Here is a 26,667-nt window from a genome sequence, read left to right as displayed (position 1 = left end):
CCGCGCCCACCAACAGACCGCGGAAGGAGAATTGCGATGCTTTCGTTTTTGCATATGATGAACCAAAACGAAAGTGCGGGGAGGAACCGATGTTTCTGACAGGCCGGCAAGCGGAGATCCTGGAGCTTGCCAAGACGGAGGGCCGCGTGCTCGTCGAGGATCTGGCGACGCGGTTCTCGGTCACCCCGCAGACGATCCGCAAGGACCTCAACGATCTCTGCGACAACAAGGCGCTGACGCGCATCCATGGCGGCGCGCTCTTTCCGAGCGGCAACGAAAACGTCAAGTACGAGGCCCGCCGGTCGATCGCGGCGGCGGAAAAGCAGGCGATCGGCCAGGCCGCCGCCGCCATGATCCCCGACAATTCCTCGCTCTTCATCAATATCGGCACGACCACCGAGGCCGTCGGCGAAGCGCTGCTCGACCACAAAGAACTGATGGTCATCACCAACAACATCAATGTTGCCAACAGGTTGCGCGGCTTCCCGTCGATCGAGGTGGTGATCACCGGCGGCGTGGTCCGCGGCACGGACGGGGGCATCGTCGGCGAGGCGGCCGTCGATTTCATCCGCCAGTTCAAGGTCGACTATGCCGTGATCGGCGTCTCCGCGATCGACCATGACGGCGCGCTTCTCGACTTCGACTACCGCGAAGTGAAGGTCGCCCAGGCGATCATCGCCAATGCCCGCCACGTGATCCTGGTCTCCGATTCCACCAAGTTCGAGCGGACCGCTCCGGTGCGCATCGGCCACCTCTCCCAGGTCCACACCTTCATCACCGACCGCTGTCCCCTCGACAATATCCGCGCCATCTGCCTCGACCAGGACGTGCGCCTGATGGAAACCTCCGGCGGCTGATCGACTTTCCCTCCACATTCGTTTGACATTCGGAAAATTTTCGTTTTAACTTCCATAGCTTTCGCAATTGCGCAAAATTGTGCGCTGCGAAATCGAAGGGGAAAACGTGACGGACGACGCGGTCAGGGACATTTTCGTAATCGGCGGCGGCATCAACGGATGCGGCATCGCCCGTGACGCGGCCGGCCGCGGCTATTCCGTCGTCCTGGCCGAGATGAAGGACTTCGCCTCCGGCACCTCGTCCGCCTCCACCAAGCTCATTCACGGCGGCCTGCGCTACCTCGAGCACTATGAATTCCGGCTGGTGCGCGAGGCGCTGATGGAGCGCGAGATCCTGTGGGCCATGGCGCCGCACGTGATCTGGCCGATGCGCTTCGTGCTGCCCTTCCACAAGGCCGGCATCCGCCCCGCCTGGCTGATCCGCCTCGGCCTCTTCCTCTATGATCACATCGGCGGCCGCAAGCTTCTGCCGGCGACGCGCACCCTCGACATGCGCAGCGACCCGTCCGGCAAGCCGCTGAAGAAACTGTTCGACAAGGCCTTCGAATATTCCGACGGCTGGGTAGACGATGCCCGCCTCGTCGTGCTCAACGCGCGCGACGCGGCCGACCGCGGCGCCGACATCCGCGTCGGCACCCGCGTCGTCTCCGCCCGCCGCGAAAACGCCCATTGGGACGTCGAGACCGAGAACGTCGCCTCCGGCAAGCGCGACGTCGTCAAGGCGCGCATGCTGGTCAATGCCAGCGGCCCCTGGGTCGACAAGGTGCTTGCCGGCGCCTTCGGCCAGAACGACGTGCACAATGTCCGCCTCGTGCAGGGCAGCCACATCGTCGTGCGCAAGAAGTTCTCGGACCCGCGCGCCTATTTCTTCCAGAACCCCGACGGCCGCATTATCTTCGCCATTCCCTATCAGGACGATTTCACCCTGATCGGCACGACGGACCGCGACTATGAGGGCGATCCGCGCGATGCTAGGATCAGCGACGAGGAGATCGACTATCTCTGCCGCTCGGCGAGCGAGTATTTCGTCGAGCCGGTCAAACGCGACGACATCGTCTGGACCTATTCCGGCGTCCGCCCGCTGTTCGACGACGGCGCCAGCAAGGCGCAGGAAGCGACCCGCGACTACGTCCTGAAGACGGACGGCAACAGCCACCAGGCACCGTTGCTCAACGTCTTCGGCGGCAAGCTCACGACATACCGCCGGCTGGCGGAATCGGCGCTGGAGAAGATCGGCGAAGCGATCGGCGAAAAGGGGCGCAAGTGGACGGCCGGATCGCGCCTGCCGGGCGGCGACTTCGGCGTCGGCGAATTCGACGCGGAGGTCGCCCGGCTGGCGAAGCGCTATCCCTTTCTCGCGCCCGCCCACGCACGCCGGCTGGTCCGCCTCTACGGCACGCGGGCATCGCAGCTTCTGGGCCAGGCGAGGACGATCGAAGACATGGGCCGCCATTTCGGCAGCGATCTCTACGAAGTCGAGGTCCGCTGGCTGATGGCGGAGGAATGGGCGCACCATGCCGAGGACGTGCTGTGGCGCCGCACCAAGCGCGGGCTGCACCTGACGGCCGCCGAGGCGGACGCACTTGAAGACTACATGACGAAGGCGTTGCGACCCCCGAACTGACGGGGCTTCCAATGGCTGGGAGGAGCATTGGAGACATGAATGCTTGAACTGAAAGACACCGCGAAGGTTGTGGGAGGGGAGACACATATCCACCCGACCAACCTCGTGCTCGAGCGCGGGTCGCTGAACGTGCTGCTCGGCCCGACACTATCCGGCAAGACCTCGCTGATGCGGCTGATGGCCGGCCTCGACAAGCCGACCTTCGGCTCGGTCTGGTTCGACGGCAAGGACGTCACCGGCCTGCGCGTGCAGGACCGCAGCGTCGCCATGGTCTACCAGCAGTTCATCAACTATCCGGCGATGACGGTCTACGAGAACATCGCCTCGCCGATGCGCATCAAAGGCGCCGACCAGGCGACGATCGACCGCGAGGTGCGCAAGGCCGCCGACCTCCTCAAGCTCACGCCCTATCTCGACCGCACGCCGCTGAACCTGTCCGGCGGCCAGCAGCAGCGCACGGCGCTGGCGCGCGCCATCGTCAAGAATGCCAGCCTCGTCCTCCTCGACGAGCCGCTGGCGAACCTCGACTACAAGCTGCGCGAGGAGTTGCGCGAGGAGCTGCCGAAGATCTTCGCCGCCTCCGGCGCGATCTTCGTCTATGCGACGACCGAGCCGTCCGAGGCGCTGTTGCTCGGCGGCAATACCGCAACGCTGTCGGAGGGGCGCATCACCCAGTTCGCCCCCACCATCGACGTCTATCGCCGCCCCGTCGACCTGATCACGGCGGAGACCTTCGCCGATCCGCCGCTGAACACCTTCGCGCTGACCAAGGCGAACGGGCACTTCGTGCTGGAAGGCGAGCGCGTCCTGTCGGTCCCGGCCCATCTGCGCGGCATTCCGGACGGCCCCTGCACGGTCGCGTTCCAGCCGCATCACCTGGCGCTGAGCCCGCAATCGGCGTCCGCCGCCCCGGTGACGGTCCGCACGGCGATCTCGGAGATCGCCGGTTCCGAAAGCTTCGTCCATGTCGAGTTCGCCGATACGCGCTGGGTCATGCTCGCGCCCGGCATCCACGACATCGAGCCGGACGCCGCGATCACCGTCTATGTCGACACGCGCCACCTGATGGCGTTCGCACCGGACGGCAGGGCGATCGCCCGCCCGGCGGCGGCCTGAGGAGAAAGCCATGGCACGCATCAATCTCGAACATATCCGCCACGCCTACGGCGAGAAGCCGAAGTCGGAAGCCGACTACGCCCTGAAGGAGGTCCATCACGAATGGAACGATGGCGGCGCCTATGCGCTGCTCGGTCCCTCCGGCTGCGGCAAGACCACGCTGCTGAACATCATCTCCGGCCTGCTGCAGCCCTCCGATGGCAAGATCCTGTTCGACGGCAGGGACGTGACCCGGCTTTCGACCCAGCAGCGCAACATCGCCCAGGTGTTCCAGTTCCCGGTGATCTACGACACGATGACCGTCTACGACAACCTGGCCTTCCCCTTGCGCAACCGGCGCGTCCCGGAGCCGGAGGTCGATCGGCGCGTCACCGAGATCATCGAAATGATCGGCCTTTCCGGCTGGGCGAAGAAGACGGCGCGCGGGCTGACCGCCGACCAGAAGCAGAAGATCTCGCTCGGTCGCGGCCTGGTGCGCAACGACGTCAACGCCATCCTCTTCGACGAGCCCCTGACGGTCATCGATCCGCACATGAAGTGGATCCTGCGCTCGCAGCTGAAGAAGCTGCACCGCCAGTTCGGCTTCACCATGGTCTACGTCACCCACGACCAGACCGAGGCGCTGACCTTCGCCGACAAGGTCGTCGTCATGTATGACGGCCAGATCGTCCAGATCGGCACGCCGGCCGAGCTGTTCGAGCGGCCGAGCCACACCTTCGTCGGCTACTTCATCGGCTCCCCGGGCATGAACCTGCTGCCGGCGCAGATCGACGGCAGCCGGGTGTCGCTCGGCACCGACACGATCGCGCTGGACTACAGCCCGAAGGTCGCCGCAGGCGCCAAGACCGAGCTCGGCATCCGCCCCGAATTCATCCGCCTCGGCCGCGAGGGCATGCATGTCCGCGTCAACAAGGTCGAGGACATCGGCCGGCAGAAGATCGTCCGCGCCGAATTCGCCGGCCGGCCGATCGCGATCGTCGTCCCGGAAGACGGCGAGATCCCCGCCGATCCGCGCGTCACCTTCGATCCGTCCGCCGTCAACATCTACGCCGACAGCTGGCGCGTCGGCAGGGAGGCCTGAGCCATGGAGAGAACCTGGAACAACAAGGCCTGGTTCATGGTGCTGCCGGTGTTGCTGCTGGTCGCCTTCTCGGCCGTCATCCCGCTGATGACGGTGGTGAACTATTCGGTCCAGGACACGTTCGGCAACAACCAGTTCTTCTGGGCCGGCACCGACTGGTTCGTCGAGATCCTGCATTCCGACCGCTTCTGGGAGGCGCTCGGCCGCAACCTGCTGTTCTCGGCGATCATTCTGTCGATCGAGATCCCGCTCGGCATCCTGATCGCGCTGAACATGCCGAAGAAGGGCCTCGGCGTGCCGGTCTGCCTCGTGCTGATGGCGCTGCCGCTCCTGATCCCGTGGAACGTCGTCGGCACGATCTGGCAGGTCTTCGGCCGCGTCGATATCGGCCTGCTCGGTTTCACCCTGAAGGCGCTCGGCTTCGACTACAACTACGTCAACGACGTCTTCGACGCCTGGATGACGCTGATCGTCATGGACGTCTGGCACTGGACGAGCCTCGTCGTGCTGCTCTGCTATGCCGGTCTCGTCTCGATCCCCGAGGCCTACTACCAGGCCGCCAAGATCGACGGCGCCTCGCGCTGGGCCGTCTTCCGCTACATTCAGCTGCCGAAGATGAAGCGCGTGCTGCTGATCGCCTTCCTGCTGCGCTTCATGGACAGTTTCATGATCTATACCGAACCCTTCGTCGTCACCGGCGGCGGTCCCGGCAACTCGACCACCTTCCTGTCGATCGACCTCGTCAAGATGGCGATCGGCCAGTTCGACCTCGGCCCGGCCGCGGCCATGTCGATCATCTACTTCCTCATCATCCTGCTGCTGTCGTGGATCTTCTACACGGTCATGACCAGCAGCGACGAACAGGCGTGAGGAGGAAACGATGACCGCCCGCGTTCAGACAGAGACATCCGCCCCCGCAACCGCAACGGCCACCGCGCCCGCACGGACACACACGATCGCGCTGGAGGAAGCCCCGCGCCGCAACCTCGGCTGGATCGTGCCGACCCTCTACATCGTGTTCTTGATGCTGCCGATCTACTGGCTCGTCAACATGAGCTTCAAGACCAACACCGAGATCACCGGCACCTTCTCGCTGTGGCCGCAGAGCCCGACGCTCAGGAACTATGCGGTGATCTTCACCGATCCCGCCTGGTATTCCGGCTACATCAACTCGATCATCTACGTGGTGATGAACACGGCGATCTCGGTCGCCGTCGCGCTGCCGGCGGCCTACGCCTTCTCGCGCTACCGCTTCCTCGGCGACAAGCACCTGTTCTTCTGGCTTTTGACGAACCGCATGGCGCCGCCGGCGGTCTTCGCCCTGCCCTTCTTCCAGCTCTATTCGGCCTTCGGCCTGATCGACACGCACATCGCCGTCGCGCTCGCCCACTGCCTGTTCAACGTGCCGCTCGCCGTCTGGATCCTCGAGGGCTTCATGTCGGGCGTGCCGAAGGAGATCGACGAGACCGCCTATATCGACGGCTATTCGTTCCCAAAATTCTTCGGCAAGATCTTCGTGCCGCTGATCGCCTCCGGCATCGGCGTCGCCGCCTTCTTCTGCTTCATGTTCTCCTGGGTCGAGCTTTTGATCGCCCGCACGCTGACGACGACCGACGCCAAGCCGATCGCCGCCACGATGACGCGCACGGTTTCGGCCTCGGGCATGGACTGGGGCGTGCTGGCCGCAGCCGGCGTGCTCACCATCATCCCCGGTGCGCTCGTCATCTACTTCGTCCGCAACTACATCGCCAAGGGCTTCGCGCTCGGGAGGGTATGATGGCCGTAACCACGAACAACAACAGCCGCTGGCCGCTGGCCCTGCTCGCCGTGCTGCTCATTTATGCGCTTGCGACCGGAATGCTGGTGCTGTCGCTGCCGGTCAAGGACGGCGACCGCGACTGGTTCGCCCCGCTCGTCCCCGGCGGCTGGATGGCCTGGTCGTTTCCGACCGCGATGTTCTTTCTCAGCATCTTCACGCTGCTGGCGCTGATGGCGGTGTGGGAATATGCGCGGCCGGGCGGACATCCGCGCGTCGGCATCCTGCGCTTCGAGACGACGCGCGGCGATCGCCTGTTCATCTCGCTGCTCGGCTCGGCATTCATCAATCTCGCATGGCTGGGGCTGGTCGGCCCCAACCTGTGGTGGGCACTCGCCTTGTGCGTGGTCTACGCCATCGGCGTGTTCCGCTACGTCTGACGCATCCAAGCTCGAAGGACCGGGGTCCCGATCCTTCAACCCGCATTCGCAAACCCCAGGGAGGACACTATGCGAAGGCATCTTCTGACGACTACGGCAGCCATGCTGCTCGCCTTCACCGGCACGGCATTCGCGGACATGGAGGCGGCGAAGAAATTCCTCGACGCCGAGATCGGCGACATGTCGACCCTCGATCGCGCCGCCCAGGAGGCGGAGATGCAGTGGTTCATCGACGCCGCCAAGCCCTTCGCCGGCATGGACATCAAGGTCGTGTCCGAGACGATCACCACGCACGAATACGAATCCAAGGTGCTGGCCAAGGCCTTCTCCGACATCACCGGCATCAAGATCACGCACGACCTGATCGGCGAAGGCGACGTCATCGAGAAGCTGCAGACGCAGATGCAGTCGGGCGAGAACATCTACGACGCCTATGTCAACGATTCCGACCTGATCGGCACGCACTGGCGCTATCAGCAGGCGCGTTCGCTGACCGACTTCATGGCCAACGAGGGCAAGGACGTCACCAACCCGGGCCTCGACCTCGCCGACTTCATCGGCACCTCGTTCACCACCGCTCCGGACGGCAAGCTCTACCAGCTGCCCGACCAGCAGTTCGCGAACCTCTACTGGTTCCGCTACGACTGGTTCAACGACGAGAAGAACAAGGCCGACTTCAAGGCGAAGTACGGCTACGACCTCGGCGTGCCGGTCAACTGGTCGGCCTATGAGGACATCGCCGAATTCTTCACCGGCCGCGAGATCGACGGCAAGAAGGTCTATGGCCACATGGACTACGGCAAGAAGGACCCCTCGCTCGGCTGGCGCTTCACCGACGCCTGGCTCTCGATGGCCGGCAACGGCGACAAGGGCATCCCGAACGGCAAGCCGGTCGACGAGTGGGGTATCAAGGTCGATGACCAGTCGCGTCCGGTGGGCTCGTGCGTCGCCCGCGGCGGCGACACCAACGGCCCGGCGTCGGTCTATTCGATCGAGAAATACCTGCAGTGGCTGAAGGCCTATGCGCCGGCCGCAGCCCAGGGCATGACTTTCTCCGAATCCGGCCCGGTCCCGAGCCAGGGCGAGGTGGCCCAGCAGATGTTCACCTACACCGCGTTCACCGCGGACTTCGTGAAGCCGGGTCTTCCGGTGGTCAACGAGGACGGCACGCCGAAGTGGCGCTTCGCCCCCAGCCCGCACGGCGTCTACTGGAAGGACGGCATGAAGCTCGGCTACCAGGACGTGGGCTCCTGGACCCTGCTCAAGTCCACGCCGGACGACCGCGCCAAGGCCGCCTGGCTCTATGCGCAGTTCGTCACCTCCAAGACCGTCGACGTCAAGAAGAGCCATGTCGGCCTGACGCTGATCCGCGAGTCGACGATCCAGCACAAGAGCTTCACGGATCGTGCGCCGAAGCTCGGCGGCCTGATCGAGTTCTACCGTTCGCCGGCCCGCGTCCAGTGGTCGCCGACCGGCACGAACATCCCGGACTACCCGAAGCTCGCGCAGCTGTGGTGGCAGGCGATCGGCGACGCGTCCTCGGGCGCCAAGACCGCCCAGGAAGCGATGGACTCGCTCTGCGCCGAGCAGGAGAAGGTGCTGGAGCGCCTCGAGCGCGCCGGCGTCATGGGCGACATGGGTCCGAAGCTCGCCGAAGAGCACGATCTGGAGTACTGGAACAAGGACGCCGTTTCCAAGGGCAACCTCGCTCCGCAGCTGAAGATCGAGAACGAGAAGGAAAAGCCGATCACCGTCAACTACGACGAGCTCGTCAAGAGCTGGCAGACGAACTGATCGGACGAGGACGGGGCTCACCGCGGACCTGAGCCCTGACGAACACGCCGCCCGGAGGGAAACTTCCGGGCGGCTTTCGTTTGAGCGAGTCCGGTGAAATCCTGAACCGGCGCCTACGTCCTGGTTCGGATAGAATCTGCAGCGGCGGCGCATTGTGGCGTCCGGTGCGGTCACATTGAAGGCACCGTGTCGCAGGACCCAGGAACACCGCCGCACGCGCCCCACCGGCCGGCGACTGCCGCCGGCGGTACTGGCAGGCGCCGGATCGGGCCGATTTTGCGAATGTCTCGGCCGCTCTAGATCCGCGTCGCCCCGAGCCGATCCTCGTCGAGCGTGACGCCGAGCCCGGGCGCCTCGCCGAGCTCCAGCCAACCATCCTTGTGCTGCAGCGGCCGGACCATCGGATAGTCGCGCCGGGCCTCGCTCCACTCGGGATTATCGTAGGGATATTCCAGGAACGGCGCGTCGCCGCAGCCGGCGGTCAGGTGCGCATTGGCGAGCACGCCGATGCCGTTCGTCCAGCTGTGCGGCGTGAACGTCACGCCCGCCTCGCGCGCCTGGTAGGCCAGCCTGCGGCAGCCGGTGATGCCGCCGACGAGCGCCACGTCCGGCTGGATCACGTCAAAGGCCCGCTCCTCGATGATGTCGCGGAACTCGTAGAGCTCGCGGGTCATCTCGCCGCCGGCGATCCGCACCGAGGTCGCCTCCTTCAGCGCCTTCATGCCCTTGCGGTCGGCGCGGAACAGCGGCTCCTCCATCCAGTAGATGCCGAGCCGCTCCAGCTCCTTCGCCACCGCCAGCGCGTCCTTGAAGGTCCAGGGCAGCGTCGTATCCCAGGGCATCCGCCAACCCTGGTTGCAGTCGACCATCAGCTCCAGCCGGTCGCCGACGCGGGCGCGGATCGCCTCCAGCGCCTTCACGTCGTCGCGCCAGCCGTCGCGACCGCCGGCGGACGAGGAGAAGCGCACCTTCATCGCCGGAAAACCCTCCGAAAGGTAGCGCTCCGCCTGGTCGGCCATGGCGGCGGGTTCGCGCAGCACGCCGGAGGACGCATAGAGCCGCACCCGGTCGGCGCGGCCGCCGAGCATGCGCCAGACCGGCTCGCCGGTGATCTTGCCGGAGAGATCCCAAAGCGCCAGGTCCAGCGGCCAGCAGCGGCCATAGTGGAAATTGATGTGTGACAGCACCTCGTAGTGCCGCTCGAGATGACGCGGGTCCTGGCCGACGAACAGGTCCTCGTGCCCCTCGAAGCCCTTCATCAGATCGCCCGAGCCGATGCCCTCGCGCCCCTCGTCGTCGCGCACGCGCACGATCGTGGCGTCGAAATGCCGGCGCGGCCGGCCGTCCCAGCTCGCCTTGAACGGCGGGTCCAGCGGCAGGCGATGGTGGGAAATCTCGATCGAAACGATGCGGCTCATGCTGTCTCTTCCCTCTTGTCTGTTGGCATCCCACGGCCCCTCATCCGCCTGCCGGCACCTTCTCCCCGTGAACGGGGAGAAGGGCGACCACCGCGCCCTTGCTACCCCCACCAGAACTAGGGTTTGCCACGTCCCCTCTCCCCGCCTGCGGGGAGAGGGCCAGGGTGAGGGGCAGGCGCCCGTGCGACGGCAAGTCATGTTTCACCCGAACTGCTGCCAGATCGTCTTGTAGTCGCAATATTTGTCGATCGCATGCACCGACCGGTCGCGCCCGAAGCCGGATTGCTTGAAGCCGCCGAAGGGGGTTGCGAAGGTCGACATGTCGTAGGTGTTGATCCAGACCGTACCCGCATGCAGGCCTTCCGAAAAACGGTGCGCCCGGTCCATGTCCCTGGTGAAGACGGCGCCGGCGAGACCGTAGATCGTGTCGTTGGCGATGGCGAGCGCCTCCTCCTCCGTATCGAACGGAATGGCCGCCAGCACCGGCCCGAAGATCTCCTGCCGCGCCAGGTTCATGTCGTTGGTCATGTCGACGAAGACGCCCGGCGAGACATAGTAGCCGCCGGTCTCCGAAAGCACCCGTTCGGCGCCGAAGGCGCGGCGCGCGCCTTCCCGTTCGCCGGCGGCGATCATGGAAAGCACCTTCTCCATGTGCGCCTCCTCGATCAGCGCGCCGATCTGGGCGGACGGATCGAGCGGATGCCTGAGCGCGATCTCGCGCTCGGTGACGTCCCTGATCCTCGCGATCAGCTCGTCCTGGACGGAACGCTGGACCAGAAGCCGCGTCGAGGCATGGCAGGTCTCGCCGGAATTGTAGAAGCAGCCCCAGGCGGCGGCCGAGGCGGCCGCATCGAGATCGGCGTCCGCGAAGACGACGAGCGGCGACTTGCCGCCGAGCTCCAGCGCCACCCGCTTGACGTTCGATTGCGCCGCATAGCCCATGATCAGCTTGCCGACCTCGGTCGAGCCGGTGAACGCGATCATGTCGACGTCCATGTGCAGCGCCAGCGGCTTGCCGGTCTCCTCGCCGTAGCCGGTGACGACGTTCAGCACCCCGGCCGGCAGGCCGGCCTCGTGGCCAAGTGCTGCCAGCCGCAGCGCCGACAGCGACGACTGCTCGGCCGGCTTCAGCACCACGGAATTGCCCGCGGCGATCGCCGGTCCGAGCTTCCAGGCGTCGATGATCATCGGGTAGTTCCACGGCGTGATCGCGCCGATGACGCCGAGCGGCACCTTCCGCACCAGCGCCCGCGCCTTCGGCCCGGTGGGTGCGATCTCGTCGTACATCTTGTCGATCATCTCGCCGTAGTACTGGATGCCGTCGGCGCAGAGGCGCACGTCGACATGGAGCGAGGCCATCACCGGCTTGCCGACGTCGATCGTCTCGAGCATCGCCAGTTCCTCGCCATGGGCGCGGATCAGCTCCGCCCACGTCAGCATGATCTTCTTCTTCTCGCCGGGCTCCTTGTGGCGCCAGACGCCGCTTGCGAACGCGGCCCGCGCCGAGGCGACGGCAGCATCGACATCGGCGGCGTTCCCGCGCGAGAGCGTGCCGCCCGGCCTGCCGTCCATCGGCCGGATGCGGGTGAAGGTCTCGCCGGAAACAGACGGCTGGAATTCGCCGTCGATGAAGTGGCGCCCCTCCAGCGTCAGACCGGCGAGCAGCTTCTCCCAGTGGTCACGGCTCAAATGCGTGGTCATGTCTCACCTCGAATGTCAGAGCGTCTTCGGCAGCGCCATGATGCGCCGGGCGAACGCATCGATGTCGGCATCGGAAATCTCGCGGACCGTCGCGCGCTGCATCGGCTGGTTCTCCGGCGCGCGCATCTCGCCGGCCAGTGCCGGGGCATCGTGGCCGGCAAAGGCTTTCGGCAAGGCACGCTCGATCCCCGTGCGGTCCATCAGGTTCGAAACGAAGGCGGGCAGCTCGGATGCCGAACCGAGGCCGCAGGCGCGGGCGGCCGCATTCAGCTCCGGCGTGTCCGCCTCGACCAGCCAGCCGAGCGTGGCCTCGAAGCCGAGCGCGGTCGCAAGCCCGTGGTGGACCGGCGCGAGCCCCGCCAGCGCATGGCTGATGTTGTGGGCGACCGCCGTGCCACAATTGTCGATCGCCACACCGGCATAGCAGGAGCCGAGCAGCACCTGCCCCCGCGCCTCCAGGTTCTGCGGCTCCCTGACCGCCGTCTCCAGCGCCCCGGAGAGAAGCTTCAGCGCCGCGTGCGCATAGAACTGGCCGCCGGCATGGGTGTTCCGGTTCGTCGCCGCCTCGAAGGCATGGATGAAGGCGTCGAGGCCGCACCAGGCCGTCAGGTTCGAAGGCAGCGTCGCCGTCAGCACCGGATCGAGCAGCACCAGATCCGCCTTCGTCTCCCGCCCCCAGATCCAGAGCTTCTTGCCCTCCGCACTTGCGAAGATGTTCGTGGCCGAGGTCTCCGAGCCGGTTCCGGCGGTCGTCGGCACGAGGATCTTCTTCAGCGGATTTTCCGGCAACGGGTTGGCGGCCAGCGCGTAGTGCATCGCATCCTTGCCGGAGGCCGCGCAGCAGGCCGCGATCTTGGCGATGTCCAGCGCCGATCCGCCCCCCACGCCGATCACGAGGTCGCATCCGGTGACGACGGCCGTCGCCTCGCGGACGTGCTTCAGCTTCGGCTCGCCCGAAAAGCCCGAGAAAGTCCGGCTGTCGATCCCCTCTTTTGCAAGCTGCGCGGCGATCCCATCGGCGAGCCCGGCCTGCGCCAGGAAGCCATCGACCACGATCGCCGCCCGCCTGGCGCCGAGGCCGGCGGCCGCCTTGCCGACGGTCTCGTGGAGATTGTTGCCGAAGCGGATTTCGGGAACGAAGGACGTGGTGAACTGCACGGGCGGCTCCTGATGCCGATGACTCCAGGACTTTACCCTGCATCACGATCTGATATTTTCAAATCCATCGAATTTTCGGCAATTTCGATAACTTCAAGTCATGATAAGGCCATGCTCGACAAGATCCCGCTCGAAGCCTTCCGCGTCTTCGACGCAGCCTGCCGGCACATGAACTTCTCGCGCGCCGGCCGCGAACTGAACATCACCCAGGCCGCCGTCAGCCGCCGCATCAAGGGGCTGGAGGGCCATCTGAACGCCGACCTGTTCGTCCGCCGCGGCAAGAACCTGGAACTGACGCCGGGCGGCGAACGGCTGTTCCAGCGCATCCGCGCCACGCTGGACTATCTGGAGGAGAGCCTGGAGCCGTTCCGCGGCAGTTCCGGGCAGACGATCGCCATCGCCGCCAGCGGTTCGGTCTCCCATCTCTGGCTCGGCCGGCGGCTGCGCGAATTCGGCAAGGCCAATGCCGGCCTGTCGATCCGCCTGCTCACCTCCGACAGTCCGTCCGATCTCGCCTCGGAGAACAACGACCTCGTGATCCTCTACTGTCTCGGCGAGCATCCCCGCTGGCTGCTGACCCCCCTTCTCGCCGAGGAGCTGGCGCCGGTCGCAGCCCCTGAATACCTGCGAAGCCGCGGGATCGACGATCCGGCCACCCTTACGCTGCCGGAGCTCGCAAGGCTCGACCTGATCGACTACGACCGCTTCAACGCCAATTGGGTCTCGTTCCGGCAATGGTTCGACCGGCTCGGCGCACAGGCCGAGGCAAGGGCGGCGCGGCCGCGCTTCACCTTCTCGACCTATCTGATGGCGGTGGACGCCGCAGTCCGCGGCGACGGCGTAGCGCTCGGCAGCCTCGGTCTTCTGCGGGAGGCGCTGGGCGAAGGACGGCTGGTCACCCTCGGCTCCAGAAGCCTCAGGACCGGCTACGGCTACTATCTCGGCCTGCCGCGTTTCCGTACCTCGCCGCAGGACGTCCTCGACCTGCACGCGGCGCTGGCCGCACCGGAGGAGGCCGCAGCCGGGACCGAGGCCTGACCACCCCCTCTTTCTGACGCTTGCCGGATGCCCCGTTGTGCCCTATCACCGGACGCCGGCAATCCCGGCGCCACCGGCCGACCGGCCCGAACCGGTCCGGTGACCGCGCAGCGATCGGGCAACGTCATTGGCGGCATGGCGGACCGTGAGAAGGGCAGATCCGGCAAGTTCCTGTTTGCGCTGCTGACGCTGGGCATCCTCTCTGCCATCGCGGCGACCGTGCTGCTCGCCAACGACTACCGCAACCTGAACAGGCTGCTCCAGCATTTCGGCTATCCCGCCATCCGATCGCAACAGGTGGCGCGGGAGCCGCGGTCCTACGAGATCCGCGGCAACCGGATCCCCCGGCCGCGGGTGGAGATCCCCGAGAGGCTGGTGTCGCGCATCGCCCCGATGGAGACGAAGTTCACCCGCCCGGTGCGCCGCGACCCCAGGCAGCTTTGCGAGGCGATGGAGCCCGCAGGCTTCGCCAGCGGCGGCTGGCAGGAGGGTCTGGCCGGCGGCGGCTGGGAATGCACCTCCCTGCGGGAGTTTCCCGCCGAAGGTGACGGCGACGGCGCAAAGACGTCGGCCTATCTCTCCATCCGCGGCAACGACGAGGAGCGCTTCAGCTCCTTCCGGATCAAGCTGAATCTCGAAAACGACAGGAGCCGTACCGCCCTGACCGACGCCGCCATCGCCGCGATCGACATCTTCTTCAAGGAACTGCGCTGGAGCGACGTGCCGGAAGTCGCAGAAAACATCCGGGCGCTGAAGGACTTCAACATCGTCGTGTTCGGCAACCGCTTCCAGCTGAAGCGGGAATTCGGAGAGACGCCGCGCTACAACTTCACCATCACGCCGGACCGCACCCGGCCGAAGAACACCTACCTGCCGGACTACTTCAACCGCGACCAGTGGCTGCCGATGCCCGAGCAGCCGATGGCCGACCGCAAGTGACGGAAACGCGTTCTCCCAAAGCGCATGATGAACTAAGCTGTGACGATGCAATCGTCGTCATACCGCCTCGTCGAAATCCCGGTCCGCCATCGCGCCAGGCGCAGGCTGCGCCTGGAGGGGCCGCCGCCGGCCATCTATGCCGTTGGCGACGTCCACGGCTGCTACGACCAGCTCGTCGCGGCTGAAGCACGGATCCGCCAGGATGTGGCGCGGCGGTCGGGTGGGGCGGCCCTGGTCGTCTATCTCGGCGACTATGTCGACCGCGGCCCGCAGTCGGCCGCCGTCCTGGATCACCTGACGAAGCCGCACGACGACGGCCTCGCCCGCATCGCCCTTTGCGGCAATCACGACGACACGTTCCTGAATTTCCTGGAAGACCCGGCCGGCTCCATGTACTGGCTCGGGCCGAATTTCGGCGGCGCAGTGACGCTGCAATCCTATGGCATCGACCCGGAGGAGGTCCTGTGGCGGGAGGGGGCCGGGCTCATGCGCACCGTTCCGCAGGCGCACCTGGCGTTCCTCGCCGCGCTGCCGGTCTTCCTGCACGTCGGGAACTATCTCTTCGTCCATGCCGGCGTGAGGCCGGCGATCGCGCTCGAAGACCAGGAGGACGAGGACCTCATCTGGATCCGCGAGCCGTTCCTGACCGACGGGCCCGGACTGCCGCTGATCGTGGTGCACGGCCACACGCCGAGCGCCGAGCCCGACCTCGCACCGGGCCGGATCGGCATCGACACGGGTTGCTTCGCCACCGGCCGATTGACCGTGCTGAGGGTCGACGGGACGGGGGCAAGGTTCGTCTGACCCGCCCCCGAAATCGCGCTATTGCCGCCCGAACTCGTCCTCGATGCGGATGATGTCGTCCTCGCCGAGATAGGATCCGGTCTGCACCTCGATCAGTTCGAGCAGGATCTTGCCGGGATTGGCCAGCCGATGCAGTTCGCCCTGAGGGATATAGACGGATTCGTTCTCGCGCAGCGGGATCACGCGCTCGCCCACGGTCACCTCCGCCGTGCCGCGCACGACGATCCAGTGCTCGGAGCGATGGTGATGCTTCTGCAGCGACAGCCTGCGCCCCGGCTTGACGAACAGCCGCTTCACCTGGAAGCGGTCGCCGCTCAGCACCGACGTATAGCCGCCCCAGGGGCGATAGGAGGTGCGATGGGTTTCGGTCAGCGGCGCGGTCGCCTTCTTCGAGGCGAGGAACTTCACCAGCTTGCCGACGTTCTGGCTGTCCTCCATCCGCCCGACATAGACGGCGTCCTCGCTGGCGATGACGGCGATGTCGGAAAGCCCCTGCACGGCCACATGGATGTCCTTGGACAGCACCAGCGAGTTGCGGGTGTCGAGCAGCGTCGTGCGGCCGTCGGCGACGTTGCCGTCGTCGTCCTGTGCGCCGAGCTTCCAGACCGAATCCCAGCTGCCGAGATCGGACCACTCGATCGGCGAGGGCACGACGGCCGCCATCGGCGTCTTCTCGAAGATCGCATAGTCGATCGAGATGTCCGGCGCTTTGGAAAAGGCGTCCTCGTCCAGCCGCACGAAATCGAGATCGTCCTTGGACGCCGAGACAGCCTGCGTGGCGGCGTCCATGACCTCGGGCGCAAGCTGCCGCAGCTCCTGCAGGAACAGGCCGACAGGCAGCATGAACATGCCGGAATTCCACAGGTAGCCGCCATCGGCGAGCAGCCGCTCGGCCTTCTCCTGGTCCGGCTTTTCGATGAAGCGCTTGACCGCGTAGGCGCCGCCGCCGAGGTCATCCCCCTTCTCGATGTAGCCGTAGCCGGTCGCCGGCTCCGTCGGCGTGATGCCGAAGGTCACGAGCCGTCCCTTGGCCGCGGCTGCGCGCGCGCGCGCCACGGCATCGAAATAGGCCTCGTTCTCGACGATCTCGTGGTCCGATGCCAGGACCTGCATGATCGCGTCCTCGCCGGATTCCCGCGCCACGACCAAGGCCGCGACCGCAAGCGCCGGCGCGGTGTTGCGCGCCACCGGCTCCAGCAGGATCTTGGCGAGCGGCCGGTCGATCAGGCGTGCCTGCTCGGCGACGAGAAAGCGGAATTCCGCATTGGTCAGGATGATCGGCGCCTCGTAGAGTTCATCGTTTCCGACCCGCTCGAGGGTGCGCTGGAACAGCGTCTTCCTGCCCATGAGGTCCATGAACTGCTTCGGAGCCGTCGAACGTGAGAGAGGCCACAGCCGCGTGCCCTTCCCGCCCGCCATCACGACGGGGATGATTTTCTGAGACATCGATCCTCATTCCGATACGTATAAGAGCCCGGCGCGCTGGCACCGGCGCCATTCAAGCAGCAAACCGCCGCGTTTTCAAAGCAAATAGTCCCGCCGCAGCGGCCGACTTTGCCATGTAGTTAAAGCAGGTCCGGCCGCGACGGTTCCATCATTTCAACAAAAAACCCCGCCGAAGCGGGGTTTGAATGGAGCTATTCAGCCTTTCAGGCGGGCAGGATCGTACCCTGCACGGTGCCGAGCTGGGCAATATAGCGCTCGATGCTGGCGCGATGCTCGTCGTTCGGGGCCGCATCGAGCTCGCCGCGGGCGACCTCGATCCGCTTGGCGATGTCGTCGCGGCTGATCTCGTCGATATGGACGGCCGATTCCGCCAGGAGCGTGCAGCCGGTCGGCAGGATGTCGGCGAAGCCGCCGAACACGACGTAGCGGTCCGTCTGGCCGTCGGCGAACGAGACCGTCACGACGCCGGGCTGGATCGTCGTCATCGTCGGGGCGTGGTTGGCCATGACGGTCATCTCGCCTTCCGAGGCCGGAATGACAACCGCGGTCACGCTGCCGGAGAGCAGCAACCGCTCGGGAGAAACGAGTTCAAAGTTGAAACTGTCGGCCATGACCATTCACTTCTGCTGATTTCATCAGGTCAGGAACGGACGCCCGCCGGGCAGGCAGGCATCCGGACTGTCGGGATCAAGCGGCTTCGGCAGCCAGCTTCTTCGCCTTCTCGACGGCTTCCTCGATGGAGCCGACCATGTAGAAGGCGGCTTCCGGCAGGTGGTCGTACTCGCCGTTGACCAGGCCCTTGAAGCCCTTGATCGTGTCTTCGAGAGCGACGAGCTTGCCCGGCGAGCCGGTGAAGACTTCGGCGACGAAGAACGGCTGGCTCAGGAAGCGCTCGATCTTGCGGGCACGGGCAACGGCCAGCTTGTCGTCTTCCGACAGCTCGTCCATGCCGAGGATGGCGATGATGTCCTGGAGCGACTTGTAGCGCTGCAGGGTCGTCTGCACCTTGCGCGACACCTCGTAGTGCTCCTCGCCGACGATCATCGGGTCGAGCATGCGCGAGGTGGAGTCCAGCGGATCCACGGCCGGGTAGATGCCCTTTTCGGCGATCGAGCGCGACAGAACCGTCGTTGCGTCCAGGTGGGCGAACGAGGTTGCCGGTGCCGGGTCGGTCAAGTCGTCGGCGGGAACGTAGATCGCCTGCACCGAGGTGATCGAGCCCTTGGTGGTGGTGGTGATGCGTTCCTGCATCTGACCCATGTCGGTTGCGAGCGTCGGCTGGTAGCCCACGGCCGAAGGAATACGGCCGAGCAGAGCCGACACTTCCGAGCCTGCCTGGGTGAAGCGGAAGATGTTGTCGACGAAGAACAGAACGTCCTGGCCCTTGTCGCGGAAGTCTTCGGCGATGGTCAGGCCGGTCAGGGCGACGCGGGCGCGCGCACCCGGCGGCTCGTTCATCTGGCCGTAGACGAGGGCTGCCTTGGAGCCTTCGCCGCCGCCGAGCTTGTTCACGCCCGACTCGATCATCTCGTGATAGAGGTCGTTGCCTTCGCGGGTACGCTCACCCACGCCTGCGAACACCGAGTAACCGCCGTGGGCCTTGGCGACGTTGTTGATCAGTTCCATGATCAGAACGGTCTTGCCGACGCCGGCGCCGCCGAACAGGCCGATCTTGCCGCCCTTGGCGTAGGGCGCGAGCAGGTCGACGACCTTGATGCCGGTGACGAGGATCTGCGCTTCCGTCGACTGCTCGACATAGGCCGGGGCGTCCTGGTGGATCGCGCGCCTGGCCTTGGTCTTCAGCGGACCGGCTTCGTCGACCGGCTCGCCGATGACGTTCATGATGCGGCCGAGGGTTTCGTCGCCGACCGGAACCGAGATCGGTGCGCCGGTGTCGACGACGGGCTGGCCGCGGACCAGACCTTCGGTCGCGTCCATGGCGATCGTGCGAACGGTGTTCTCGCCGAGGTGCTGGGCGACTTCGAGAACGAGGCGGTTGCCGTTGTTGTCGGTCTCAAGCGCGTTGAGGATGAGCGGCAGCTCACCGTCGAAGGCGACGTCGACGACGGCGCCGATGACCTGCGTCACGCGCCCGGTTGCGCCCTTTGCGGAGACGGCTGCCGATGCGGTCGGAGCGGCCTTGGCGGCTGCCGGCTTGCGCGGGGCAGCGGGCTTCTTCGCCGCTGCGGTTTCTTTCGGGGTAGCTGCCTTAGCCATGATTCTTACCCTCTTTGTCCTGGTCCTTAGAGCGCTTCGGCGCCCGAGATGATTTCGATGAGTTCCTTGGTGATCTGAGCCTGACGCTGGCGGTTGTAGCTGAGCGTCAGCTTGTTGATCATCTCACCGGCATTGCGCGTCGCGTTGTCCATGGCGCTCATCTTGGCACCCATCTCGCCGGCGACGTTCTCGAGCAGGGCCCGGAAGATCTGGACGGAAATGTTGCGCGGGATGAGATCGCCGAGGATCGCCGCCGCATCGGGCTCGTGGTCGTAGATCGCATCGGACTGCTCCGCCGCCTCGCCGGCCGAGGCCGGGATCAGCTGCTGGGCGGTCGGGATCTGCGCGATGACCGACTTGAACTCCGAATAGAACAGCGTGCAGACGTCGAACTCGCCCTTGTCGAACAGCGCGATGACCTTGCGGCCGATCTCGTCGGCATTGGTGAAGCCGATCTTCTTGACTTCGCGCAGGTCGACACGGTCGATGATCAGCGACGCGAATTCGCGGCGAAGGATGTCGAAGCCCTTCTTGCCGACGCAGATGATCTTGACCGTCTTGCCGTTGGCCAGGAGCTTGCGCGTATGGTCGCGGGCAAGGCGGGCGATCTGCGAGTTGAAGCCGCCGCAGAGGCCGCGTTCCGCCGTGCAGACGACGAGCAGGTGCACGTCGTCCTTGCCGGTGCCCGTCATCAGGCGCGGCGCGGTATCGTCCTGGCCGACCGCCTGGGCGATATTGGCCAGCACCGCGCTCATGCGCTGCGAATAAGGCCGGGCGGCCTCGGCCGCCTCCTGCGCACGCCGAAGCTTCGCCGCGGCGACCATCTTCATCGCCTTGGTGATCTTCTGCGTCGCCTTGACGGAGGCGATCCGGTTCTTCAGATCCTTAAGTGAAGGCATCCGTTTTCCGTCCTAGAATGGAGCCCGATCAGGCGAAGGATTTGGCGAAGGCGTCAAGAGCGGCCTTGAGCTTGCCCTTGGTGTCGTCGCTGATGGCCTTCTCCGTGCGGATCGACTCGAGGACGCCCTTGCCTTCCGTACGCATGTAGGAAAGCAGGCCCTGCTCGAACTTGCCGACCTGGTTGACCGGCAGCTTGTCGAGGTAGCCGTTGACGCCGGCGAAGATCACCGCGACCTGCTCTTCCGTCTTCAGCGGCGAGAACTGCGGCTGCTTCAAAAGCTCGGTCAGGCGTGCACCGCGGTTCAGCAGGCGCTGGGTCGCAGCGTCGAGGTCCGAACCGAACTGGGCGAAGGCGGCCATTTCGCGATACTGGGCGAGTTCGCCCTTGATCGAGCCTGCGACCTGCTTCATCGCCTTGATCTGCGCGGACGAGCCGACGCGGGAAACCGACAGACCGACGTTCACGGCCGGACGGATACCCTGGTAGAACAGGTCGGTTTCGAGGAAGATCTGGCCGTCGGTGATCGAGATCACGTTGGTCGGGATGAACGCCGAAACGTCGTTGCCCTGGGTCTCGATGACCGGCAGCGCCGTCAGCGAGCCTGCGCCCATCTCGTCGTTCAGCTTTGCAGCGCGCTCGAGCAGACGGGAGTGCAGGTAGAAGACGTCGCCCGGATAGGCTTCGCGGCCCGGCGGGCGGCGCAGCAGCAGCGACATCTGGCGGTAGGCGACGGCCTGCTTGGAGAGGTCGTCGTAGCCGATCAGCGCATGCTTGCCGTTGTCGCGGAAGTATTCACCCATCGCGCAGCCGGCGAACGGAGCGAGGTACTGCATCGGCGCCGGGTCGGAAGCGGTCGCAGCGACGATGATCGAGTACTGCAGCGCGCCGCGCTCTTCGAGCACCTTCACGAACTGGGCAACCGTCGAACGCTTCTGGCCGATGGCGACGTAGACGCAGTACAGCTTGTCCTGGTCCGGGCCGTTGTCGTGGATCGGCTTCTGGTTCAGGAACGTGTCGAGGATGATCGCGGTCTTGCCGGTCTGGCGGTCGCCGATGACGAGCTCGCGCTGGCCGCGGCCGACCGGGATGAGCGCGTCGATGGCCTTGAGGCCGGTCGACATCGGCTCGTGCACCGACTTGCGCGGAATGATGCCCGGAGCCTTGATGTCCACACGGGCGCGCTTCTTGGCGTTGATCGGGCCCTTGCCGTCGATCGGGTTGCCGAGCGCGTCGACGACGCGGCCGAGCAGTTCCGGACCGACCGGGACGTCCACGATGGCGCCGGTCCGCTTGACGGTGTCGCCTTCCTTGATGTCACGGTCCGAACCGAAGATAACGACACCGACGTTGTCGCTTTCGAGGTTCAGCGCCATGCCGCGAATTCCGCCCGGGAACTCGACCATTTCGCCGGCCTGGACGTTGTCGAGGCCGTAGACGCGGGCGATACCGTCACCGACGGAAAGCACCTGGCCGACTTCCGAGACTTCCGCCTCTTTGCCGAAGTTTTTGATCTGATCTTTGAGAATTGCGGAGATTTCCGCGGCGCGGATATCCATCAGCCGACCTCTTTCAGTGCAAGCTTAAGGGTAGAGAGTTTGGTGCGAAGCGAAGTGTCGATCTGGCGGGACCCGACCTTGACGATCAGACCACCGAGAATGGACGGGTCGACGGTGACGGCGATCGCCACGTCTTTGCCGGTGACGCTCTTGAGCGCCGCCTTCAATTCGGTCTCCTGCGCGGCGGAAAGCGCGTGCGCGGAGGTGATTTCTGCGGTGATCTCGCCGCGCTGGCGGGCAGCGATCACGCGGTAGGCCTTGACCATCCCCGGCACGGCGAAGAGCCGGCGGTTGGACGCCACGACCTTGAGGAAGTTTGCGACGAGGCCGGAGATGCCTGCCTTGGCGACGATAGCGGCAATGGCCTTCGTCTGCTCTTCGGCGGAGAAGACCGGGCTCTGGATCAGGCGCTTGAGGTCAGCGCTCTCATCGATCATCGCCTGGAAACGGGCGAGATCGGAACCCACCGCATCGACGCTCTTGGCTTCGAGCGCCAGCTCGAAAAGCGAGGACGCGTATCTTTCTGCAACACCGGAAATAAGCTGGGATGTGTCTGCCACGGGCACAAGCTTCTCTTATTTTCATCCAGAGCAGCAGCTTGCGGATTGCCCGTAAACCTAACACCCTGAATTCGTTGCGATTATCTTCAGTTCTCGCAAGCTGGGACGCCCGCTTTTTCTGAAATTCGCGGTTCGTCTAGCATAGGAACTTCGGACTCGCAACACGCGGCAGCACAGGAATCCTTGATAAGTGGGGCACCTTTGGCAGGAATTCCGGCAAAATTAGATTCGCCGGGATAAAAGCTGTGTCCGCCAGCGAAAAAAGCCTCAGACAAATCCGAAAACATAGGCGAGCGGCAGCAGCGACAGGACAAACTGCACGAGGAGCAGCGCCAGGTTCCTGAGCGTGAACGAAGCATCTGACATCATCGACAGGATCCGGCCGAACGACGCGAGCGCAAAGGCCGATCCGACCGCGAGATAGGCCCAGTCCTGCGCCACCATCACCGCGCAAAGCGCAAGCCCCGCATGGAAGCCGCCCAGTGAACGGGCCGCGGCGTAGCCTTCGTTGCTGCCGTCGCGCAACTGCAGACCGTTCAACCGCAAAGACAACCGCGGGGCGAACAACCCGACGAGACCCAAGAGGCAGGCGGCGAGTGCGGCGCAGAAGGCCAGAAGCTCGCCCGTATCGGTCGGAATGTAGAACTCCATGTGCGCTCCCCGGGCTGTCCTGATCCGTCCGCCTTATGGCACACTCGCACGCCGCACGGAATCCACCGGTGCCGGTTTTGCACGGCCCGGGCGAACATGGGTAGCGGGAGAAAGCCGCGCCCCGTCGGGCGAACACCTGCGACAAAGTGACACCGACGCACAGGCCATATCCCTGCGAGCGACACGCCCTACAGAAAGCTCTGCGGATCGATGTCCACCTGCACGAGCACGGAGCCGCGCTCCTTCGGGCCGTTCGAGAGCATCGTCCGGAGATAGGCCTGCATGTCGCTCGAACGCTGCCCGTGGACGAGAAGCCGGAACCGATGCCGGCCGCGCACCAGCGCCAGCGGCGCTTCCGCCGGCCCGAGGATCGCCACGCCCGAGACAGCGGGCGCCGACTGCCGCAGGCCGCGGGCATGGCCTTCCGCCTCCGCCCGGCTGTCGGCGGACACGATCACCGAGGCGAGCCGGCCGAACGGCGGCAGCAGCGCCTTCTCCCGTTCGCCGATCTCGCGCTCGTAGAAATCGCGGGCATCGCCGGAGACGATCGCCTGCATGACGGGATGCAGCGGCTGGTAGGTCTGGATCAGCCCGTGGCTCTTCAGGCCCGTGCGTCCGGCGCGGCCCGTCACCTGCGACAGAAGCTGGAAGGTCCGCTCCGCCGCCCGCGGGTCGCCGTTGGAGAGGCCGAGGTCCGCGTCGACGATGCCGACCAGCGTCATCAGCGGGAAGTTATGGCCCTTGGCGACGAGCTGCGTGCCGATGACGATGTCCGCCTCGCCCTTGGCGATCGCCTCCAGTTCCAGCCGCAGCCGCTTCACCCCCATCAGGTCCGACGACAGCACGATGGTGCGCGCCTCGGGAAAATGCCGCTCCACTTCCTCGGCAATTCGTTCCACCCCGGGACCGCAGGCTGCCAGATGGTCGAAGGTGCCGCATTCGGGGCAGGCCTCCGGCGTCCGCTCGGCATAGCCGCAGTGGTGGCACTGGATCTGGCCGCGGAAGCGATGCTCGACCAGCCAGCTCGAGCATTGCGGGCACTGGAAGCGGTGGCCGCAGACGCGGCAGAGCGTCAGCGGCGCGTAGCCGCGGCGATTGAGGAACAGCAACGCCTGCTCGCCCTTCTCGACGGTCTTGCCGATGGCGCGCAACATCACCGGCGACAGGAAGCCGCCGCGCTGCGGCGGATGCCGGCGCAGGTCGACGAGATGCAGGTCGGGCAGCGCCGCCTCGCCGAAGCGGGTCGGCAGGTGCAGCGCCCGGTAGCGCCCGCTGTCAGCGTTGACGCGGCTTTCGACAGACGGCGTTGCCGAGACGAGCACGGCCGGGAAATCGCCGATCCGGGCCCGCACCACCGCCATGTCGCGGGCGTTGTAGAAGACCCGCTCCTCCTGCTTGTAGGCCGGGTCGTGCTCCTCGTCGACGATGACGAGGCCGAGATCCTCGAAAGGCAGAAACAGCGCCGAGCGCGCGCCGGCGACGACCCGGACCTCGCCGGTCGCGACCTGCCGCCAGACCTTCTCGCGCGTCCTGGGCGCGAGGTCCGAATGCCACTCCGCCGGCTTGGCGCCGAACCGGTCCTGGAAGCGCTCGAGGAAGCTCGCCGTCAGCGCGATCTCGGGCAAAAGGATCAGCACCTGCCGCCCCTGCCGAAGCGTCTCGGCGATCGCCTCGAAATAGACCTCCGTCTTGCCGGAGCCGGTGATGCCGTCGATCAGCGCCACGGCGAAGCGGCCGTCGCGAACCTGCTCGACGAGATCGGCCGCCGCATCCGTCTGCGGCCCCTCCAGCCGCGGCGCGGCATAGCCGGGATCGGGTCTGGCCACCACCGGCGGCGGCGGCAGGAAGATCGTCTCGAAACTGCCCTGCGCCGTCAGCCCGTCGATGACGCTGGAAGACGTGCCGGCCGCATGCGCGAGCCCGGACCGCGTCCAGGGGATGCCCTCTTCGGCAAGCGCCAGCACCCGCTCGCGCGCCGCCGTCATCCGCTCCGGGCGGGTGCCGGTGAAGCGCAACCCCTCGACCATCGGCTCGGGGTCGAAGGCGGCGGGCGCCCGCAGCGCCATGCGCGCGACGAGGCCCGGCGGCGTCAGCGTATAGGCGGAGACCCAGTCGACGAAGGCGCGCATCTCCTTCGTCAGCGGCGGGCAGTCGAACACCTTCTCGATCGGCCGCAGCTTCTTCGGATCGACATCGTCCTCGCCCAGCCGTTCCCAGACGACGCCGGCGACCAGGCGCGAACCGAGCGGCACCTGCACGATCGAGCCGGGCTCGACCGCCATGCCCTCGGGCACCGAATAGGAATAGGGCCGCGGCGCCGGCATCGGCACCAGCACCGGCACGGTCCGAAGCCTGGGCGGGCCGCCGAAGAGATCGTCGGTCAGCCGGTTCATCGCCAGCCGCTCCTGCCGCGGACGCCGGCGGACGAACGGCGCACGGGGAAGACGCCACCGGTCATCCGTCCTCCTCCGCGATCTCGCCGGTCAGCCGCATCCCCTCGATCCAGGTGGCGCCGTCGTTGCGGATCACCCGCCTCGCCCGTACGCCGCAGCGGCTCTCCACCTCGCGCGCCAGAAGCTCCGAATGGGTGACGAGCCACACCTGGCTGGAGAGCGAGGCCCTGGCGATCATCGCCGCGAGCGGCGGCAGCATCGAGGGGTGCAGGCTCGCCTCCGGCTCGTTCAATGCCACCAGCGGCGGGCAGCGGTAGGACAGGAGCGCTGCCGCCAGCGCCAGAAAACGGATCTGCCCGTCGGAGAGCTCGCGCGGCTGGAACAGCCGCTGAGGAAACTGCGGAAAGACGAGCCCGAAGGAAGCGAATTCGCCGGGCTCCGGCACGGAAAGCCGCGCGCCCTCAAAGGCGTCGGCGATCGAGCGGTCGAGATCCGTCGTGTCCTGGCGGATATGGGAAAGCGTCGCGAACACGGCGGCGAGGTTGCCGCCGTCCTCGTCCAGCATCGGGCTGGTGACGGAAAGGCAGGGCTGGCGCAGCGGCGAGGAGCGATCGGTCCTGAATCCGTGGAAGAAGCGCCATTGCAGCACCGCGCGCCGGAAGGCGCCGATCTCCGGATAGTGCCCCGCATCGCCGAGGAGGGCGAGCGCCGTCTCCGAGGCGAGCGCCTGTTCGGGATGTTCCTGCATCCGTCCCGTCTCACCGCGCACCATGATCCCCGGCCCGGCCCGCTTCAGGACGGTCACCGGGCGCCGCCCGGTCTCGATCGAAAGCTCCTCGGTCTTGACCTGCGGCTCGAAGACGAAACCTGCGGCCGCCGGCGGGCGGAGCCCCGCCTCGATCAGATAGCGGAACGTGATCGCCCTTTCCGTATCGAGGAGTTCGGCCTCCAGCCGGATGCGGACGGGCTCGTTCGGCCGACGACGCCCGGTCCAGAGCGCCGAGGCCATGCCGCCTTCCGCCGCGATCTCGCCTGCGAGCGTCCCGCGCGCCGCCGCCTGTACGAGCTGCAGCGACCGGTAGAGGTTCGACTTTCCCGTGCCGTTTTCGCCGACGAACAGGTTCACCTGGCCGAGATCCATGCGGATCGACCGCAACGAACGGTAGTTTTCGGCAAGCATGGAGCGCAGCATCATCGCTTCAACTAAGCGATTCCGG

At 66.0% G+C, this 26,667-nt stretch carries 23 protein-coding genes; 11 read left to right on the top strand and 12 right to left on the bottom strand.

The features are described 5' to 3' along the window. The first annotated feature begins 89 nt into the window (after window positions 1-89). From P0086_RS12670 to P0086_RS12635, 8 genes are all read left to right on the top strand, one after another. A complete protein-coding gene (locus P0086_RS12670) occupies window positions 90-857 on the top strand; it encodes a DeoR/GlpR family DNA-binding transcription regulator (protein WP_275785927.1) in 768 nt (255 codons plus the stop codon). A 106-nt stretch (window positions 858-963) separates the two neighbouring features. Beyond that, on the top strand, window positions 964-2,481 hold the full coding sequence (glpD, locus tag P0086_RS12665) for a glycerol-3-phosphate dehydrogenase (RefSeq protein ID WP_112608574.1): 1,518 nt from the start codon (window positions 964-966) through the stop codon (window positions 2,479-2,481). 39 nt (window positions 2,482-2,520) lie between these two features. After that, window positions 2,521-3,597, top strand: a complete 1,077-nt coding sequence (locus P0086_RS12660) for an ABC transporter ATP-binding protein (RefSeq protein ID WP_275785921.1) — start codon at window positions 2,521-2,523, stop codon at window positions 3,595-3,597. A 10-nt stretch (window positions 3,598-3,607) separates the two neighbouring features. Then, window positions 3,608-4,678, top strand: coding sequence for an ABC transporter ATP-binding protein (locus tag P0086_RS12655; protein WP_275785918.1), 1,071 nt, complete (start codon window positions 3,608-3,610; stop codon window positions 4,676-4,678). A 3-nt stretch (window positions 4,679-4,681) separates the two neighbouring features. After that, on the top strand, window positions 4,682-5,548 hold the full coding sequence (locus tag P0086_RS12650) for a sugar ABC transporter permease (protein WP_112595359.1): 867 nt from the start codon (window positions 4,682-4,684) through the stop codon (window positions 5,546-5,548). 10 nt (window positions 5,549-5,558) lie between these two features. Beyond that, window positions 5,559-6,455 (top strand): carbohydrate ABC transporter permease, encoded by an 897-nt coding sequence (locus P0086_RS12645; RefSeq protein WP_275785915.1) that lies wholly within the window; start codon window positions 5,559-5,561, stop codon window positions 6,453-6,455. Next, window positions 6,455-6,874, top strand: coding sequence for a DUF2160 domain-containing protein (locus P0086_RS12640; RefSeq protein WP_275785912.1), 420 nt, complete (start codon window positions 6,455-6,457; stop codon window positions 6,872-6,874). The genes P0086_RS12645 and P0086_RS12640 overlap by 1 nt, the downstream gene beginning before the upstream one ends. Window positions 6,875-6,943: 69 nt before the next feature. After that, window positions 6,944-8,668 (top strand): ABC transporter substrate-binding protein, encoded by a 1,725-nt coding sequence (locus P0086_RS12635; RefSeq protein WP_112595363.1) that lies wholly within the window; start codon window positions 6,944-6,946, stop codon window positions 8,666-8,668. A gap of 296 nt (window positions 8,669-8,964) precedes the next feature. Here the strand turns inward: P0086_RS12635 and P0086_RS12630 are convergent, their stop codons facing one another. The 3 genes from P0086_RS12630 to P0086_RS12620 form a co-directional block, all read right to left on the bottom strand. Further along, window positions 8,965-10,086, bottom strand: coding sequence for a mandelate racemase/muconate lactonizing enzyme family protein (locus tag P0086_RS12630; RefSeq protein WP_275785909.1), 1,122 nt, complete (start codon window positions 10,084-10,086; stop codon window positions 8,965-8,967). A 201-nt stretch (window positions 10,087-10,287) separates the two neighbouring features. Beyond that, window positions 10,288-11,787 carry an aldehyde dehydrogenase family protein gene (locus P0086_RS12625; protein ID WP_275785907.1) on the bottom strand — a complete coding sequence of 500 codons (1,500 nt, stop codon included), beginning with the start codon at window positions 11,785-11,787 and terminating at the stop codon, window positions 10,288-10,290. Between the two features lie 15 nt (window positions 11,788-11,802). Continuing rightward, the gene (locus tag P0086_RS12620; protein ID WP_275785904.1) at window positions 11,803-12,945 is read right to left on the bottom strand and encodes an iron-containing alcohol dehydrogenase; all 1,143 of its coding nucleotides are present in this window, start codon (window positions 12,943-12,945) and stop codon (window positions 11,803-11,805) included. A gap of 111 nt (window positions 12,946-13,056) precedes the next feature. Here P0086_RS12620 and P0086_RS12615 point away from each other — a divergent pair, with 111 nt between their 5' ends. The 3 genes from P0086_RS12615 to P0086_RS12605 all read left to right on the top strand — a co-directional run bounded on the left by P0086_RS12615 (window position 13,057) and on the right by P0086_RS12605 (window position 15,726). Beyond that, entirely contained in the window at window positions 13,057-13,983 is a 927-nt protein-coding gene (locus P0086_RS12615; RefSeq protein WP_275785901.1) for a LysR substrate-binding domain-containing protein, read from the top strand. 99 nt (window positions 13,984-14,082) lie between these two features. Further along, window positions 14,083-14,922, top strand: a complete 840-nt coding sequence (locus tag P0086_RS12610; protein ID WP_275785898.1) for a DUF6030 family protein — start codon at window positions 14,083-14,085, stop codon at window positions 14,920-14,922. A gap of 45 nt (window positions 14,923-14,967) precedes the next feature. After that, window positions 14,968-15,726, top strand: a complete 759-nt coding sequence (locus tag P0086_RS12605; RefSeq protein ID WP_275786189.1) for a metallophosphoesterase family protein — start codon at window positions 14,968-14,970, stop codon at window positions 15,724-15,726. 18 nt (window positions 15,727-15,744) lie between these two features. Here P0086_RS12605 and P0086_RS12600 read toward each other — a convergent pair whose 3' ends face one another. From P0086_RS12600 to P0086_RS12560, 9 genes are all read right to left on the bottom strand, one after another. Then, window positions 15,745-17,172 (bottom strand): mannose-1-phosphate guanylyltransferase/mannose-6-phosphate isomerase, encoded by a 1,428-nt coding sequence (locus P0086_RS12600; protein ID WP_275785895.1) that lies wholly within the window; start codon window positions 17,170-17,172, stop codon window positions 15,745-15,747. Between the two features lie 203 nt (window positions 17,173-17,375). Further along, complete coding sequence (locus tag P0086_RS12595) at window positions 17,376-17,783, bottom strand: F0F1 ATP synthase subunit epsilon (RefSeq protein ID WP_112595799.1); 408 nt, start codon at window positions 17,781-17,783, stop codon at window positions 17,376-17,378. A 76-nt stretch (window positions 17,784-17,859) separates the two neighbouring features. After that, complete coding sequence (gene atpD, locus P0086_RS12590) at window positions 17,860-19,389, bottom strand: F0F1 ATP synthase subunit beta (RefSeq protein ID WP_112595377.1); 1,530 nt, start codon at window positions 19,387-19,389, stop codon at window positions 17,860-17,862. A 26-nt stretch (window positions 19,390-19,415) separates the two neighbouring features. Further along, window positions 19,416-20,288, bottom strand: coding sequence for a F0F1 ATP synthase subunit gamma (locus tag P0086_RS12585; RefSeq protein ID WP_275785891.1), 873 nt, complete (start codon window positions 20,286-20,288; stop codon window positions 19,416-19,418). A gap of 28 nt (window positions 20,289-20,316) precedes the next feature. Further along, window positions 20,317-21,846: a F0F1 ATP synthase subunit alpha gene (atpA, locus tag P0086_RS12580; protein WP_112595381.1), complete on the bottom strand. Its 1,530-nt coding sequence runs from the start codon at window positions 21,844-21,846 to the stop codon at window positions 20,317-20,319. Beyond that, window positions 21,846-22,412, bottom strand: coding sequence for a F0F1 ATP synthase subunit delta (locus P0086_RS12575; RefSeq protein WP_112595383.1), 567 nt, complete (start codon window positions 22,410-22,412; stop codon window positions 21,846-21,848). Before P0086_RS12575 ends, atpA begins: the two co-directional genes overlap by 1 nt. 261 nt (window positions 22,413-22,673) lie before the next feature. Next, window positions 22,674-23,057: a DUF4345 domain-containing protein gene (locus tag P0086_RS12570; protein WP_112595385.1), complete on the bottom strand. Its 384-nt coding sequence runs from the start codon at window positions 23,055-23,057 to the stop codon at window positions 22,674-22,676. A 188-nt stretch (window positions 23,058-23,245) separates the two neighbouring features. Then, on the bottom strand, window positions 23,246-25,450 hold the full coding sequence (locus P0086_RS12565) for a primosomal protein N' (RefSeq protein ID WP_275785884.1): 2,205 nt from the start codon (window positions 25,448-25,450) through the stop codon (window positions 23,246-23,248). 61 nt (window positions 25,451-25,511) lie between these two features. After that, window positions 25,512-26,645 (bottom strand): AAA family ATPase, encoded by a 1,134-nt coding sequence (locus tag P0086_RS12560; RefSeq protein ID WP_275785881.1) that lies wholly within the window; start codon window positions 26,643-26,645, stop codon window positions 25,512-25,514. Between the last annotated feature and the right edge of the window lie 22 nt (window positions 26,646-26,667).

The organism is Mycoplana sp. MJR14, assembly GCF_029210525.1.
Lineage (GTDB): Bacteria > Pseudomonadota > Alphaproteobacteria > Rhizobiales > Rhizobiaceae > Mycoplana.
This window is presented reverse-complemented; position numbering and strand designations above follow the sequence as displayed.

Coding starts and splice junctions, on each gene's coding strand:
- P0086_RS12645 (WP_275785915.1), top strand. CDS start 5,559: ATGACCGCCCGCGTTCAGACAGAGACATCCGCCCCCGCAACCGCAACG.
- P0086_RS12600 (WP_275785895.1), bottom strand. CDS start 17,172: ATGTCTCAGAAAATCATCCCCGTCGTGATGGCGGGCGGGAAGGGCACG.
- P0086_RS12595 (WP_112595799.1), bottom strand. CDS start 17,783: ATGGCCGACAGTTTCAACTTTGAACTCGTTTCTCCCGAGCGGTTGCTG.
- P0086_RS12630 (WP_275785909.1), bottom strand. CDS start 10,086: ATGAGCCGCATCGTTTCGATCGAGATTTCCCACCATCGCCTGCCGCTG.
- P0086_RS12565 (WP_275785884.1), bottom strand. CDS start 25,450: ATGAACCGGCTGACCGACGATCTCTTCGGCGGCCCGCCCAGGCTTCGG.
- atpD (WP_112595377.1), bottom strand. CDS start 19,389: ATGGCTAAGGCAGCTACCCCGAAAGAAACCGCAGCGGCGAAGAAGCCC.
- P0086_RS12570 (WP_112595385.1), bottom strand. CDS start 23,057: ATGGAGTTCTACATTCCGACCGATACGGGCGAGCTTCTGGCCTTCTGC.
- atpA (WP_112595381.1), bottom strand. CDS start 21,846: ATGGATATCCGCGCCGCGGAAATCTCCGCAATTCTCAAAGATCAGATC.
- P0086_RS12670 (WP_275785927.1), top strand. CDS start 90: ATGTTTCTGACAGGCCGGCAAGCGGAGATCCTGGAGCTTGCCAAGACG.
- P0086_RS12615 (WP_275785901.1), top strand. CDS start 13,057: ATGCTCGACAAGATCCCGCTCGAAGCCTTCCGCGTCTTCGACGCAGCC.
- P0086_RS12625 (WP_275785907.1), bottom strand. CDS start 11,787: ATGACCACGCATTTGAGCCGTGACCACTGGGAGAAGCTGCTCGCCGGT.
- P0086_RS12655 (WP_275785918.1), top strand. CDS start 3,608: ATGGCACGCATCAATCTCGAACATATCCGCCACGCCTACGGCGAGAAG.
- P0086_RS12660 (WP_275785921.1), top strand. CDS start 2,521: ATGCTTGAACTGAAAGACACCGCGAAGGTTGTGGGAGGGGAGACACAT.
- P0086_RS12605 (WP_275786189.1), top strand. CDS start 14,968: ATGCAATCGTCGTCATACCGCCTCGTCGAAATCCCGGTCCGCCATCGC.
- P0086_RS12635 (WP_112595363.1), top strand. CDS start 6,944: ATGCGAAGGCATCTTCTGACGACTACGGCAGCCATGCTGCTCGCCTTC.
- P0086_RS12560 (WP_275785881.1), bottom strand. CDS start 26,645: ATGATGCTGCGCTCCATGCTTGCCGAAAACTACCGTTCGTTGCGGTCG.
- P0086_RS12650 (WP_112595359.1), top strand. CDS start 4,682: ATGGAGAGAACCTGGAACAACAAGGCCTGGTTCATGGTGCTGCCGGTG.
- P0086_RS12585 (WP_275785891.1), bottom strand. CDS start 20,288: ATGCCTTCACTTAAGGATCTGAAGAACCGGATCGCCTCCGTCAAGGCG.
- P0086_RS12640 (WP_275785912.1), top strand. CDS start 6,455: ATGGCCGTAACCACGAACAACAACAGCCGCTGGCCGCTGGCCCTGCTC.